The sequence below is a fragment of the Paenibacillus xinjiangensis genome (assembly GCF_059686975.1).
The window spans coordinates 43812-59043 of record NZ_JCAALS010000037.1 but is presented as its reverse complement, the minus strand read 5'-3'; the positions used below and the strand labels follow the sequence as shown (position 1 = coordinate 59043).

Below are 15232 nucleotides of genomic sequence, written 5' to 3'. Positions count from 1 at the left end.
TTTTTCTTGCTTGTATAAAATTCGAAACGGCATAGGACTATTTCCTATGCCGTTTCGGATTCATTTTCTATTCACGATCTTGTCTCTGAGTTTAACTTAATGACATTGCCCGTAAAGGATGGCCTTTAAAACTTGTCGTTACAGACAGCGCGGTGAACCGTAGGCAGCAGGAAAGCTCCCTTCGAGTTGACCGTAGGGAGCTTTCTGTAATAAGTCAGCCGACCAAATCGATCGGCATATGAATTCGTGATTTTCTACTCATTCCCCGTTACAATAGCTTTAGTCCAGCTCTGCGCGAGTGAACAGATCGTGAATGAGCAGTTCATCCTCACAGGCTGACTTGAACGCCCATGTGAACTGTTCTACAGCGGCTCCATTACTCGAATAGGCACAGAACATGTCTGCTTCCGGGTCAAAATGAATCGTGTCCGCGAGCTCCGGCATCCGCTCATTCAAAAACACCACCGCCAGCGAGGCCCAATCGTAGCCGTTGCCTTCGAATCCCTCGTCCGCCCGAGTGTTGAATAGCTTGGCCAAATAGCTGCCTACCGTCAGAATGACAGACTTGCCGCCATCATTCTGCTCCACGAGGATAAAGGGTGCTAAATCCTTCCCTGCTCCTGCAGTTTCCAATGCCTGTGCAGCTTCTGCTTCCGCTGAAAGCTTGGCTATGACCCTACTACGTGCTTCGTCCGTGAAGCGGAGAACTCCGTTCTCCTGAACGATATGGCCTTCCCCGATCCGCCCGTCCAGCCAATCGCTGATGAAGCCGGGAGCGTACCCGCCTTGGCCGAACTCACCGCCGAAAGCGATCATTTGATCATAGGTATCCAGATACTGCTGACGGCTGGTAGCCTTGTAAGCATTGGTGTATAGCCAGAACTGCACGTCATACATGAGATGAGACCGCTCATCCGCATGAAAGGAGAAATGGCCCTTCTCCTGGACGATCCGGGTACAGACGCTGCGTATTGTGGACTCCAGCCCAGCCACCTCAGAGGCCTTAGCGCAGAGCTCCGTGAGCAGTGGGGAGAATTGTCCTTCAGCCACTTTGCGCAGATCGTCCTCTTTATCCTCTTCAGAAGTGTCGTATTCCTCATCAGACACAAGACCACGGATGAACGTCTCAAAGTCCGGTGCCAGGAATGTAATCTCGTAGTCATCTTCCTGATCGACATGGATGACTTCAGGCTCGCCGTCCTTTCCGCAGTAGCGGTAATCCAGCATCACGACGTCGTGCCCTGCCGAAGGGCAGTCACAGATGACCACGCCGATATCCGGATAGCCCCACTCTTCAATCATGAACGGACTGCCAAGGTCACCGCAGATAGAGTAGCTTTTGTCGCGTCCGATCCCCATAATTCCCGTTATAGCAATATGATCCTCAGCCCACGAGGTAGCCTCATCCGTCGGAAAGGATGTATGACGGGGAACGCCCCCGTTCTGATGCTTCATTAGTGCGATATAGGAAGCCGGCAGCTTATAGCCGAGTTCTTCCTCCACAGAAGTAATCAGCTCATCGGTAGGCGGATCAGAGACATATTGTTCTCTGGCATAGGTACTGTCTTCCCAGAAGCTACCCAGATCCATACCTTCAAAAGGGACCGTTCCCGGGTCTTTCTGTTGTCTGCTGAGTGTGCGCCGGGATTCGGCCTTTTGTTGCTTGTGCCATTTGCTGCGGCTCCAGTCCAGCAAGCTGGCTGAATGCTGATCGTCAGGGTCCAGCTCCAGCGCGGTGCTCAGCACACCTGCCGCTTCCTCATACCGCTTCATATAATAATAGGAATAGCCTACGCGAAAATACCACAATGGATCATTGTTCCCCTGCTCAGCAATGAAAGCGAACTGTTCCAGCGCTTCTTCATACAAGCTCAGATTGTTATACGCCCGGCCCATACTGCTGATCATATCGTAATCCCTGTCCGCTGGAGGAATCTTCATCAGAGTGTCTACGATCTGCTGGTGTTCGTTATCCTCGTGCCATTGCATGATCTGTGCACTTAGCTCTTGCTCCATCGTTATCGTCTGCCTCCTAAGTGAGAATATGATTTTCTCTATTTTACCAGAGGGGAGACAGAGAATGGAAATCGGTCTTAGACCACTCAAAAGTCGTCTTACCTGTGAATTCCGACCGCTTAGGGTAAAAGCGTATCTAAATCATTAACCATCGCTTAGATTAAGGTATGAAAAGTACGGGAAGCGAGAGGTGGTCCATATGAAATTAGGAATTGGAATATTGGTTGGTATAATCCTCTTAGTTGCAATCGGGTATGGTGTATTAGCCTTCATGAATAGGCCGATATCGAAAGAGGCAGTTCATGAGAAAATCGAAAAACATATAACAAAAATCGCAGAAAAAAATGATTCATTATCCAGCGTATTATTGACAATATACTCCGATCAGACAGGGTACTTTGAACAATTTGCAGCAGGCACCTATAATAAATCCTCAGATCAGCCTGTTCAGATCGATAGTCCATATCATGCAGCCAGCATCGGCAAAACCATGTGTGCTGCTGTCTACGGCCTATTAGTAGACGAAGGTAAAATCAGCTATGATGATAAAATTAATGCTTGGCTAGATACTGAGATTCTTCAGGGATTATTTGTGATAGACGGCATAGATTATAGCGATCAGGTAACGGTAAAGCAACTACTGAGTCATACATCAGGAGTGGGCGATTATTTCGAAGGTCCGGTAAAAAGCGGGGAACCTATGCTGGATAGGATATCAGCTAATCCTGATCTTTCATTTACTCCAGAAGAGCTGATTGCGTTTACTAGAGATAACCAGGACCCTGTCGGACAACCGGGACAGCAATTTTATTATTCGGATACCGGATATATATTGCTAGGACTTATTCTGGAAGCTATCGAGGCCCAGCCTTATTCAGAGATCCTAGAAGAAAGAATATTCGAGCCCTTGGGCATGAAGGATAGCTATCTCATGTTCTCTAAGGATACACCCGTTGATATTGTTGGGATTTATTTGAATGGCATGGACTATAGCGACAAAAATGCATTATCGGTTGACTGGGCAGGCGGCGGTGTGGTTACCACTATGAAGGATCTGTTAACGTTCATGAGGGCTTTGGAAAAGGGGGATTTACTGTCTGATGAAGTCTATAAGCAGATGACGGACTTTAATCAGCGCTATGAAAAAGGTATCTATTATGGGATGGGCATGATGTATTTTGACTTTAGCGAGCTGTCATTCCTGTTAGGCTCAATGTCAGATGTATATGGTGCTGTCGGAGCTACAGGGACTTATATATTGTATGATAAAAAAAAGGACACCTATTTTATAGCCAATTTTGGATCGCTGGATTTTACAGAAAAAGCTATAGAGGAATTGGTAAAAATAAGAATGATTTATGATAGGATGATAGTGGAATAAATACTTCTGTCATGAGGAGACATGATGGTTCAATTATGCTGTTCAACTAAAGTATATGAGAAACTAAAGCAAGAGTTATCCAAATACCAAATCGAAATTAAGCAAGACAGTGAGTTGGTGCTCGTTGAACAAGGATATGACATACCAAGTGGAAAGCTTAGTGTAGTATTCGATGCTATTGATTACATGGATGTGATTAAGCTATTGGTCTCCGGCGTTCGAGAAGACAGCCATTACACGAATACTCTTACAGGCTTAAGCGAGAATAAATTTGCAGTGATTGAACCAAGGGATGTTATCTATCTAGAAGCAGGTCCTGATGGCCTTATGGCATGTACACAGTCTAATCGTTACAGTATCAAAGAAACCCTACAGTATTATGAGAACATATGGGCAGCAAAAGGATTCATACGAATCAATAAATCACAGCTTGTTAATTTACTGCATGTCAAAGAAATTATTCCATGGTTTAACTCCAGGTATGTACTTCGAATGGATAATAACGCAGAACTGGAAGTATCAAAAATGTTCTCAAAAAAGCTTAGGAACACACTCAAAATATAGGAGAACAATCATGGAGAAAATTAATTTAGAAAATATTATAAAGTCATTTTTTCTGGGTCTCTTCTTGGGTGTTGTCCTACAGTTTTATGATCAATCAGACGCGCTGCTCTCGTATAAAGTGTTAACGGTATTAGCCAGTGGAAGCATAGGGTTCATTATCGGTTTTATTACAGAATGGCTGACATCCATACTTCCAATTAGTATAGCAAATTCTCGGACGTACTTCTTTATTAACAACCTAATTGCAGTTCTAGTTGCTACCGTAATTATGGCAGCCTTATTAATGGTCACGAGCGGTGAAATGGAGAATAGGCAGCCATTTATGCCAACTTTATGGATCGTGCTTGGCATCATATGTATAGCCAATCTATTTGATTATATGATGTATCGACGCGCTCAGAAGAAGCTGCAGACCTTCAAAACGTTAATGAAGGATGAATGAGCCAGTCGTAGGTCAAAAAAAGACAAAAGAAGGCACCCAATCGTGTGCCCTTTCAGAGTGCCCGAGAAAGTCCTAGGGATTTTTCGGCAATTTTTTATTTGGTGGTTCAAAATACAATGTAGCTCCAGCTCGCACAATTTAATAGTTTATCTAGTGTGATGCAGACTGTATTTCATACAACCTTATGGCGGTATATCGTCAATAGCCTTCTATACACTGCACTCACTACAATTTGGTTTCCTGAAATTTACTCTTATGAGCCAAAACAACGGATTTGGTTGTATGTAATGCAACCTCAGCGGACTTCTAGTGCCGTTTCCACTGATTATATTGCACGAAATACAATGTAGCTTCAGCTCGCACAATTAATAGCCTATCTCGCGTGATGCAGACTGTATTTCATACAACCTTATAGCGGTATATCGTCAATAGCTTTCTATACACTGTACTCACTACCATTCAGTTTCCTGAAATTTACTCATGCGACAAAACAATGGATTTGGTTATAAATAATGCAACCTCAGAGTGCTCGAGAAAGTCCAAGGGGCTTTTCGGCACTTTCTTTTATTTGGTGGTTCTCGTCTAATCGAAGAAAAATCAATTTAATACGATCTGGGAGCTACATTTTAACGAAAAATATTTAAGCCCTCATAAAAAAACAGGAGGTTTCTCTACAGTCTAAAGAAGGCACCCAATCGGGTGCCTTCCTGCATCTATACGGAGCCGCCGCCACTCACTCCTCCACGAGCCTTGAGGATTGTCGTCCATTCTGTCGCCCCGGCAGCAGAAGCCCAATCAATATTCCTACGCAGGTTGGAACCAGCCAGCCCAATCCGATATGATATAGCGGCAAGTACTGGTTGAAGAAGTCGTGGAGCTGCCCTATAGCAAGTGGTGTATCTACAAGGCCGTCGACCAGACTGACGAGAAAAGTCAGCAGCAAGCTAATCTGGTATACAGCACGCTTACCTTTAACCAGCTTATGCAAGAATGTCAGTATGATGAGCACGATAGCCAGCGGGTATAATATCGTCAGAACAGGCACGGAAATATGGATGAGTTGCTCTAGACCGACATTGGCCAGCAAGGCGCTGATAACACTCAAGACAATGCAGATGCTCTTATACGACATGCCTGGAATGATTTTGTGAAAATAGCTGCTGCAAGCGGTGGTCAGACCTATGCTTGTAGTCAGACAGGCAAGCAGCACAGTGCTGCCTAGAATAAACCCTCCGAACGTGCCGAAATAGTGGTGGGTCACGAGGTTCAGTACCTCGCCGCCATTGCCCAGAATACCGAAGGCGGATACGCTGATTGCTCCGATATAGGTCAGGGATGTATATATAACGGCAAGCATTGCCGCTGCAATTAGGGACGCCTGTAAGCAGATGAACAGAATGCTTGTGCGTTCGGTAACCCCTTTCGCTCGAATAGCGTTGATGACGATAATGCCGAATACGAATGCCGCGAGCGCATCCATGGTCAAATACCCCTCTTGAAATCCATTAAAGAAGGCTTGGGAGTTATAGCTGGATCTCGGTGCTTGAGGCTCGCCAAGTGGCTTAATAACGGCTGCTACGGCTAACAATGCGATGCAGGTGATCAATACGGGCGTTAGTATTTTCCCTACGATATCAACCATTCTTGCTGGGTTAATGGAGAGGAGCAAGGTCACCCCGAAATATAATACAGTGAAGATCACCAATTCTATTGAACCATGCTCCGTTCCGATATAGGGCTTAATGGCGATTTCGTATGAAACGCTGCCGGTTCTCGGCATGGCGAACAACGGCCCGATCGATAAATAGAGCAATGTGGTGTAGCCGTAGGCAAACCAAGGGTGCACGCGACTGGTCAGTGCGAGCAGGCTTTTCGAGCCGGAATAGCCGAGCGCCAATGTTCCAAGCAAGGGCAGACCGACGCCTGTAATCAGAAAGCCCAGACTGGCTTGCCAATAATGATCCCCCGCATTCTGGCCCATCATCGCCGGGAATACCAGATTCCCTGCTCCGAAGAACAAGGCGAATAGCATGAAGCCGATTGTCAATGTATGACTAAAAGGAATGCGTTGCATGAGATGTCTCTCCTGTATAGAAAATTTATGGATCAATTATATTTTTGTCCCCTATTTATCTACATGGTTCGACAAAAGAAGACAACATCAGTATGATGCCCCAACCTAAATGGAGGAATACCATCCACTCAATCCTATACAGAAAATTTATTCGCAAGAAATAGTAACCGTTTTCTTTATGGTGTAGAATGGATGAAAATAGCGGTATACCATTTACACGGTTACAAGGGAGCATATGGCATGGAGAGGTTCTCGTACAGTAAAAAATATATTCCGTTCACCTACAAGATGATGATTCCGTATCTCATTCTTGTATTGTTGACAGATATACTGGTCGGCTATATTGCCTATACGATGCTCGTGGAGTCTAGGACTGAGATGGCGGAAACGAATGTCCGGACGGCTCTGAAGCAGACAAGGAACAACATCGAATATCAGACAGATGAGATCACACGAATGACCAATTCGCTGTTTCTCAATATGACCTTTCAGAATGCTCTACAGTATAGGGGGGACCCTTTGGGAAACATGCTCAAAATGAGGGACGATATCGTTCCCTATATGAAGGCTCCTCTGCAGCTGTATGGGAACAAGCTGAGATTAGTGCTCTATACCGTTAATGAGACGATGTTTGAAATTACCGGCGATGATATGTCGTTGCCAATAAGCAGAAGCGATTATTATGTTCTATCCTATCGAGCTATCGAGAATTCGGAGTGGTTCAAGTCGATTGTCACAAATAAAAAAGACAGCTTGTGGCTTCAAGCGGACACGGATAGTGAGCTTGGCAACATTTCGTATATCCGAAAGCTCGTTTCTTCCAACGCAGGTCCGGCCATTATCGGTTATATTCGTGTGACGGCGAGAATTGACGAGCTGTTCGGCAATTTCGATACATTTCCGATTGAACAGGGCATGAACCTTCGTTTGATTGATAGGGCTACAGGCTTGAATATATATGAACAGGGTGCCCTGGATGAACATGCGAAGCAAGATTCTTATTTGATCATTAGTGAGGATATACCGTTATCTAACTATGTCATCGAGGCACGGGTGCCGCACACTTATTTGAACAAAGACGCGAGCAGAATGCAGAGAGTCATTACTACCGTTTGTTCCATCAGCTTTCTGGTTATGGCATTTATCGGCTTCCTGGTTGCCCGTATATCAGGCAAAAAAATTAAGCGAATCGTATATTTGGTCCAATCGTTTCAGGAAGGGAATTTCTATAAAAGAATTGGCTTTTCAGGTAATGATGAATTTGTCTACATTGCCAATAGCTTTAATCAAATGGCGACGAGTATCCAGGAGCTGATCCGGAACGTCTACGAGCAGGGCATTCAGAAAAAGCAAGCGGAGCTGGATGTGCTTCAAGCGCAGATCAATCCCCATTTCTTGTACAACACGCTGTCGACAATTGGCAGCTTGGCCAATCTCGGGGAGGTCGATAAGGTTACGCAGATGGTCCAAGGCCTTTCCAAATTTTATCGGCTCACCTTGAACGAAGGGCATGTGTATATCTCTCTTGAAAAAGAGCTGGAGCAGGTGAGGATGTATCTTGAGATCGAGAGAGTGAAGTATGCAGAGGCCTTTCAGGTTTATTATGATATTGATCCAGAAATTTTACATGTCCCCATCATTAAGCTGATATTGCAGCCGTTCGTGGAAAATATATTCAAGCACGCCTGGTTCGGAGAGACGATTGCGATCCGAATTACTGGCAAGCGTCTTGGCGACCGCATTGAACTCAAGGTCATTGACACGGGGATCGGTATGCGACCCGATACTTTGAGTAGAATGAGGTCAAGCTCCAGCCATTCTGATGGATATGGCTTAAGAAATGTGGAAGAACGAATTAAACTGAGATACGGCAATGATTTTGGCATTCATATCGGCAGTTATTTTGGAGCGGGAACAGCTGTACAGATTATTTTACCGGTTGATAATGCAGAAATCCGGGAAGTGATGGGGGAGTAGAGTACTTATGGCGATGGAGATTAACATTCTGCTGGTAGATGATGAAGTAGTCGATTTGGAATGGTTAAGACGACGTGTGGCGGGCAGCGAGCATTTATCTTGGCATAGCGTTAGAACAGCAACGAGCGGGTTCAGCGCTTTGAGAATGATGGAGCAGCACCCTGTTGACATCATTCTCTCCGATATCCGCATGCCGATTATGTCGGGCGTCGAATTTGCGCGGAAAGCGAAAGACATTAACCCTGAGGTCCAAATTCTTTTTATTAGCGGACATCAGGATTTCCATTATGCCAAAGAGGCGATTCAATTGAACGCATCCGGTTATTTGCTTAAGCCCGTCGATGACGACGAGCTGAACAAGATGCTGAGCGGACTCTGTGACAAGATTGAGAAGGAGAGGAAGCAGCATATTTCCTTATCGGAGACGTTGACACTTGTCAATCAAGAGCTGCTGCTGCGCTGGTTTAACGAGACCGCTCCGGGGCAGGTGGAGACGCACATTCACAGCTTTCTCATCCCCTATCTACAAAGCGCGTCGGCGGTCGCCATCATAGAGATCGACGACATGGCATGGAAAATCCAGACATGGACGGAAGAAGAGCGGTGTTCATGGAGTAGTAATGCCAATCAATTTATCCGAGGGTTCGCTCAGGATCATAATTTAGGCATGGTTATCACGACCTATGACTATCACTTTGTTATACTGGCCTCGGTTCAGGAGCAGCATTTTACGGTCTTGCTGGAAGAGCTGATTCGGGCGTTCTACCAGACCTTTGCCTTGTCCATTACAATTGGAAGAGGGATGTACACAACCGAGCTGGGCAAGCTGCATGACTCCTATCGGCAGGCTCAGGCAGCACTCAGCATCAAATGGATTGTCGGGAAAAACAGGCTGATCCAAAATGCCTCGGAGTGGCATCCGAAGGAGAAAATTGCTTCTGATTTAGAGGATATTGTTGATCGGATGCTCAAAGCTATGCTCGACTATGACCTTACAGCCATTGATGATTGCTTGCTGCAGCTGTTTACTGGAGACAGCCCATTCTCCCGGAAAAACGACATTTACGATATTATTATTCGGATTACCTCTAAGCTGCATGCAGATTTGCGGCAAATGAACGAGCATTTGTATGAGATATTGAATTGGGATTCCCATCATTCCGGACTGCTTTTTCAGTTCGAAACGGTGCACGATATTCTGTCGTGGCTGAGAAGAAGGTTCTTCGAGCTGTCGGAGCTGCTTTATTTGAAACGGCAAAGACAAAAGCGGAAGCTAATCGATGAAATTACTGAATATGTGAAGGGAAGATTGGAGCAAAAAATAACGCTGAACGAAGTTGCGGCTCACTTCGATTTCACGCCTAATTATCTCGGTCAGCTGTTCAAGGCCGAAACCAACAGTCTATTCAGTGATTTTCTCAATGAATTGCGCATGAAGCGGGTATGCACATTGCTTGGAGATCCAACTAAGAAGATATATGAAATTGCAGAACAAACGGGATATAAGAACATGATTTATTTCAACAGGCAGTTCAAACAGTCTATGGGAATGTCGCCCGGCGAGTATCGGAAGAGAAACAAAATCTGAATATCGGAATCGATTTGTTCATGAGGCTCATATTCTGGACGGAATATGGGCTTATTTTATTTTCAAATCGTTGAATTAGTATTGCTTTTAGTTGTTTCGCTTAATTATTTCATCACTCTTACTCTTTTATAATGAGAAATATAGAGAAGAGAGGGGAGCAAATATGAAAAGGCATACATTTTGGAACGATCTGAAAAATTATAGAGTTCTCCTATTGATGCTGGCACCGTCGGTTGTATTTTTTCTCTTGTTTGCTTATACGCCAATGGTGGGTATCATTATTGCCTTCAAGCATTACGATTACGCCGGCGGAATTTTTGGAAGTGCCTGGAACGGGCTGGACAACTTCCGTTTCTTCTTCGAGTCAGGGGATGCCTGGCGGGTAACGCGTAATACAGCCTTGTACAATATTGCGTTCATCGTCGTGAATAACGCTTTGCAAATTTTTGCAGCGATAATGCTGTTCGAGGTTGGCGGCAAATGGTTCCGGAAGCTCATGCAATCGGCGCTGTTCCTGCCGTACTTTATCTCATGGGTCGTTGTCGGCGCGATAGCCTATAATTTGCTTAACTATGATATCGGCACGCTGAATGCTCTGCTTACAGGCATCGGACTGGAGCCTGTCGATATTTACAATACGCCTGCTTACTGGCCTTATATCTTGGTTCTGGTATCTGCATGGAAAGGCCTCGGATATGGCACGGTCATGTACCTGGCCGCGATTACAGGCATAGATACCGAGATGTACGAAGCAGCTGAAATCGATGGCGCCAACATTTTTCAGCGGATCATGAAGGTGACGATTCCAAACCTGTATCCGACGATTATTATTCTGGTGCTTCTGGCGGTCGGGAACATATTCCGCGGTGATTTCGGAATGTTCTATAACATGATCGGCAACAATGGCTTGTTATTCTCAACGACAGACGTCATTGATACCTTCGTGTTCAGGTCGCTCATTACTTCGAATGATATTGGCATGTCAGCCGCGGCAGGTGTCTTCCAATCCGTTCTTGGATTCGCGACAATCATGGCTGTGAACTACGCTGTCCGTAAATACGACAAAGACCGCGCCCTATTCTAGCCGCATTTAGTTTCTCATAATGGAGGTAGCGATATGAAGCAGCTCGATCGTAAAATATTTTCGGGGATTGGTTATGTATCTCTGGCTTTCCTAGCCATTTTATGTATCTTCCCCTTTGTGCTAGTCGTATCGTCATCCCTTACGGAAGAAAGCAAAATTGTAACGGATGGCTATCAATTTATACCGACTGTATTTTCTACGGAAGCCTACAGCATTTTGTTCAAGTATCCCGAAGAGATGATCAACGCCTACCTAGTCACCATAGGGGTTACAATATCGGGCACGCTTCTTGGTCTGTTCTTGACCTCAATGACGGCTTATGCGTTATCCAGAAAAGATTTCAAGTGGCGCAATCAATTCTCGTTCTTCTTCTTCTTCACGACTTTGTTCAGTGGCGGACTGGTTCCGTGGTATCTGCTAATTGTTAATTACCTCAATTTGAAAGATACTCCGCTCGCCTTAGTCATTCCGATGGTGCTGAACGTCTTCTACATCATTGTTATGAAGTCGTTTATGAGCAGCATTCCGGAAGCAATAGTAGAGTCAGCCAAAATTGACGGCGCGGGCGATTTTTTAATCTATGCTCGTCTAATTCTGCCGCTCTCGAAGCCAGCGCTCGCTACAATCGGATTGTTTCTTGCGCTTGCCTATTGGAACGACTGGTACAACGCACTGTTATTTATATCCAACGAGAACCTGATGCCGCTCCAATATTATTTGTACAAAATGCTTGGCAATATGGATGGCATGCGAAAAGCTATGATGGGTGCAGGAGCAGTCGTAACCACATCGATTCCGACCGAGAGCTTGAAGATGGCGATGACAGTCGTGGCTACTGGTCCAATTCTGCTAGCGTATCCATTCGTTCAGAAGTACTTCGTCCAAGGCTTGACGATTGGCGCCGTGAAAGGATGAACCCGGGGGAACCTGGTTAATCAATATATTTATACACAAGGGGGAAGGCTTGAATGATGAAGAAACATAGACTGGTGATGATGGCACTCGTTTTAACCTTCGTAATGATTTTGAGCGCATGCGGCGGCGGCAACAACAATGCTAATAAGCCTGCTCAAGCTACCAATTCAGGAAGCGGCACCTCAGACACTTCGGGCAATGGCAGCACGTCAGGCACCGTCGACACTTCCAAAGAAGTGAAGCTGAAGATGATTTTTGTAGGACCTAAGCCTGTTGATTATGATATCGTGTTTGCTGAGATTAACAAGAAGCTGAAAGAAAAAATAAATGCCACGGTCGAAGGCGAGTTTCTGGACTGGTCTGACTGGGCTCAGAAATATCCACTGAAGCTGGCGGCGGATGAAGATTTTGACTTGATCTATTCGGCCAATTGGGCTGGATATAATGATCAGTCGCTGAAAGGCGGATTTTTGGAATTGACCGAAGAGCTGCTTACGACATACATGCCGCAAACTTGGGCAGCCATGTCGGATGTAAGCTGGGATCAAGCAAGAGTCAATGGCAAATTGTACATGGTTCCGCAAAACAGAGGAGAATCCGTCGAGAAGCTGATTCTGTATCGTGAAGATTTGCGTAAGAAATATAATCTTCCTGAAATCAACAGCCCAGAAACGTATGCTACTTATTTGACAACGATAGCACAAAACGAGAAAGGAATTACGCCTTTCACTCCGGAAACGGGAGATTGGAAATATCACAATCTGGACCGTGTATTGCTGAAGCAGCAGAACGAATGGAATATGTTCGATCTCGACCTTCCGTTTGCCTTCGATTTGACGGATGACAAAGGGCAAGTATTTAACGTATACGAAACACAAGAGTTTAAAGATCTGCTCGTCTATTACAAAGATCTCGCCGATAACAATGCATGGTCTAAAAACGTTCTAAACAGCAAAAACGATCATCAGGCGGACTTTAAAGCAGGCAAAACAGCATCGATTACGCATAACAACGGAACGCTTGGAGCGCTCATGGCATTGATGCGCCAAGAAAATTCTCCTTATGAAGTAGCGCTGGCTGACATCAACCAAGGCAAGAAAAAATCGATCGCTATTTCCACACAAAATGGTACATCGGTTCATGCGACTTCCAAAAATGCGGAACGGTCCTTGATGTTTATCGATCTGATGCAAAACGATAAAGAACTGCACGACCTGATGATGTACGGCATTAGCGGCGTACACTACGAAGCGGTGGGTGACGACAAATATAAAGCAACCGACAAAAATCCTAACTATACTGGCTTCTCGAACTGGAACTTCAATTCGCCGCTCAATCGCGACAATGAAGCATTCCCGCAAGAAGCTAACGATCTGGTTAAAGGCTGGGAGGCTAACGTCTACCACTACGATCTTGAGACATTTGTATTCGACAACAGTAAAGTGAAAACAGAAATTGCTAACGTTGGCAACGTGATGCTCCGTTATGCGATTCCGCTCGAATACGGCGTAATTAAGGATATAGACAAAGGCCTTGAAGAACTGAACAAGCAGTTGGATTCGGCTGGCATCGATAAAATCCAAGCCGAACTGCAAGGTCAAATTGATGCTTTCTTGGCGAACAAGTAATATACAGGTCTAATCAGGAAAGCCTCTGCCCAATAGGGACGGAGGCTTTCGTTTTTTCTGATGGCAGGACAAGCTTGTTTTTTTAGTTATATTCAGCAGGTGAGAAATACAGGGGCTTTCACAGCTATGGCACTAGCAGGTTTGATAATCGGATATGTGATGTTCTTTATTGGCTTGTACAATGCTCCATTTGAATTAAATGTGAAGGGGTATTACATAGCTGTTATTCTGTTGATATCATATAGCGCTATTGGCGTTCAAAAAGTAACCAGAGATAATGCGGAAGACAACGAGATTCTTGCCGAGCAAGAGGCCAGACGGGACATTCAGGGGTAAAGATGGGTACCAACCAGGACAAAGGGATATTCACTCAGTCACTAAGACTGGGGAATAGCCCTTTGTCCGTTCTTGGCAGCCTGTAGCTAGTGGTCTATCTATTATTGAATCGCATATAGAAAGCCGTCATCACTTCCAATGTACAATACGCCTTGATCAACTATCGGGGAAGAATAGATATTGCCGTCTGTCTGATACTTCCATTTCTCCGCGCCAGTATTAGCGTCGACTGCGTAAATAATCCCTTGATTAGCTTCTGTGTAATGGTTACCGGATGCAAAATAGACTGATGTGCCATCTATAGTTGGTGAGGCATGAATCGGCCCGATAGCTTTAAATCTCCATGTGACTTCTTGGGTTGCGAGGTCAAACGCGATTAGCTCCTTCGAATCCGAACTGCCGGAATATAAAATGCCTTGATAGAGTGCGGGGGAAGCCAAAACGTAAGGAACGGCATACGAGTGCCAAATAGGCTTGCCGGTCTTCCGATCCAATGCTTCCAGTCCGCTGTTTCTCATGCCAAAATAAATAGCATGTTCATCGACGACAGGAGATGAGTCTACTGCTCCGGCCAGATAATCGGATACCCAGAGCTGCTTTCCGGTTGCAGCATCAAAAGCGAAGATGTTGCCCGGTTCTTGTTGCTTAGCCATATCAGAGCCCTCAATTCCTACATATACTACGTCATCATATACAGCCGGTGAAGAGTGTAGGAAAGGGGCGCAGTCATCGCATTTATAGCCGTTCAATTGAACTTTGTTCTTCCAAGCTAATGTTCCGTCGGAGATGTTGACCGCATAGAATGTGCTCTCGCCGCCTCCAAAATAAACCATATCCTTGTAAATCGCAGGGGAGGACTTCCAGTAATCTACTTTGTCCCGAATCTCATCCATGCCATCTGTTTGAAATCTCCATTTGAGGCTGCCATCGTCCTCATTCAAAGCATATAAATATTGGTCACCACCATAAACATAAACAACGTTGTCCATGATTGCAGCTGTTGAGGTTATGGCGCTTTGCGTAGCGTATTTCCACTTGAGCTCACCAGTTGAGGCCTCTACGGCATAGAAGTTTTTGTCCTCACTCCCGAAATATATAGTCTGGTTAGATAAGACAGGTGAACTGCGGATGTAGCCATCTGTTTGAAACTTCCATTTCACCCCATTGAATTCCTCAGGTCCTTTAGAAGTTGAAACCCCGGTATGCTGTAAGTTGCCGCGAAACATT

Annotated in this window: 12 protein-coding genes; 9 read left to right on the top strand and 3 right to left on the bottom strand. The window is 45.1% G+C overall.

All coding sequences use genetic code 11. From position 1 onward, the window contains the following. Positions 1-279: 279 nt before the first annotated feature. Positions 280-2016, bottom strand: a complete 1737-nt coding sequence (locus tag AC6ESP_RS26790; RefSeq protein WP_497099804.1) for an Imm51 family immunity protein — start codon at positions 2014-2016, stop codon at positions 280-282. A 199-nt stretch (positions 2017-2215) separates the two neighbouring features. Here AC6ESP_RS26790 and AC6ESP_RS26785 point away from each other — a divergent pair, with 199 nt between their 5' ends. From AC6ESP_RS26785 to AC6ESP_RS26775, 3 genes are read left to right on the top strand one after another with little or no spacing between them, the layout of a single operon-like run. Continuing rightward, positions 2216-3397, top strand: a complete 1182-nt coding sequence (locus tag AC6ESP_RS26785) for a serine hydrolase domain-containing protein (protein WP_497099803.1) — start codon at positions 2216-2218, stop codon at positions 3395-3397. A 21-nt stretch (positions 3398-3418) separates the two neighbouring features. After that, complete coding sequence (locus tag AC6ESP_RS26780) at positions 3419-3961, top strand: LytTR family DNA-binding domain-containing protein (protein ID WP_497099801.1); 543 nt, start codon at positions 3419-3421, stop codon at positions 3959-3961. Positions 3962-3971: 10 nt separating this feature from the next. Further along, positions 3972-4403: a hypothetical protein gene (locus AC6ESP_RS26775; protein ID WP_497099800.1), complete on the top strand. Its 432-nt coding sequence runs from the start codon at positions 3972-3974 to the stop codon at positions 4401-4403. Between the two features lie 733 nt (positions 4404-5136). Here AC6ESP_RS26775 and brnQ read toward each other — a convergent pair. After that, positions 5137-6477, bottom strand: a complete 1341-nt coding sequence (gene brnQ, locus AC6ESP_RS26770; protein WP_497099799.1) for a branched-chain amino acid transport system II carrier protein — start codon at positions 6475-6477, stop codon at positions 5137-5139. Positions 6478-6717: 240 nt separating this feature from the next. Here brnQ and AC6ESP_RS26765 point away from each other — a divergent pair, with 240 nt between their 5' ends. The 6 genes from AC6ESP_RS26765 to AC6ESP_RS26740 all read left to right on the top strand — a co-directional run bounded on the left by AC6ESP_RS26765 (position 6718) and on the right by AC6ESP_RS26740 (position 14005). Further along, positions 6718-8454, top strand: coding sequence for a sensor histidine kinase (locus AC6ESP_RS26765; protein ID WP_497099798.1), 1737 nt, complete (start codon positions 6718-6720; stop codon positions 8452-8454). Positions 8455-8461: 7 nt separating this feature from the next. Further along, on the top strand, positions 8462-10042 hold the full coding sequence (locus tag AC6ESP_RS26760; RefSeq protein WP_497099797.1) for a response regulator: 1581 nt from the start codon (positions 8462-8464) through the stop codon (positions 10040-10042). A gap of 163 nt (positions 10043-10205) precedes the next feature. Then, a complete protein-coding gene (locus tag AC6ESP_RS26755; RefSeq protein ID WP_497099796.1) occupies positions 10206-11126 on the top strand; it encodes an ABC transporter permease in 921 nt (306 codons plus the stop codon). A gap of 33 nt (positions 11127-11159) precedes the next feature. Then, positions 11160-12041, top strand: coding sequence for a carbohydrate ABC transporter permease (locus tag AC6ESP_RS26750; RefSeq protein ID WP_497099794.1), 882 nt, complete (start codon positions 11160-11162; stop codon positions 12039-12041). Positions 12042-12094: 53 nt separating this feature from the next. Further along, entirely contained in the window at positions 12095-13669 is a 1575-nt protein-coding gene (locus AC6ESP_RS26745) for an ABC transporter substrate-binding protein (RefSeq protein WP_497099793.1), read from the top strand. A gap of 60 nt (positions 13670-13729) precedes the next feature. Beyond that, positions 13730-14005, top strand: a complete 276-nt coding sequence (locus AC6ESP_RS26740) for a YiaA/YiaB family inner membrane protein (RefSeq protein ID WP_497099792.1) — start codon at positions 13730-13732, stop codon at positions 14003-14005. A 101-nt stretch (positions 14006-14106) separates the two neighbouring features. On the opposite strand, the gene AC6ESP_RS26735 is transcribed toward AC6ESP_RS26740, so the two are convergent. After that, positions 14107-15165 carry an outer membrane protein assembly factor BamB family protein gene (locus AC6ESP_RS26735; RefSeq protein ID WP_497099790.1) on the bottom strand — a complete coding sequence of 353 codons (1059 nt, stop codon included), beginning with the start codon at positions 15163-15165 and terminating at the stop codon, positions 14107-14109. Positions 15166-15232: the final 67 nt, after the last annotated feature.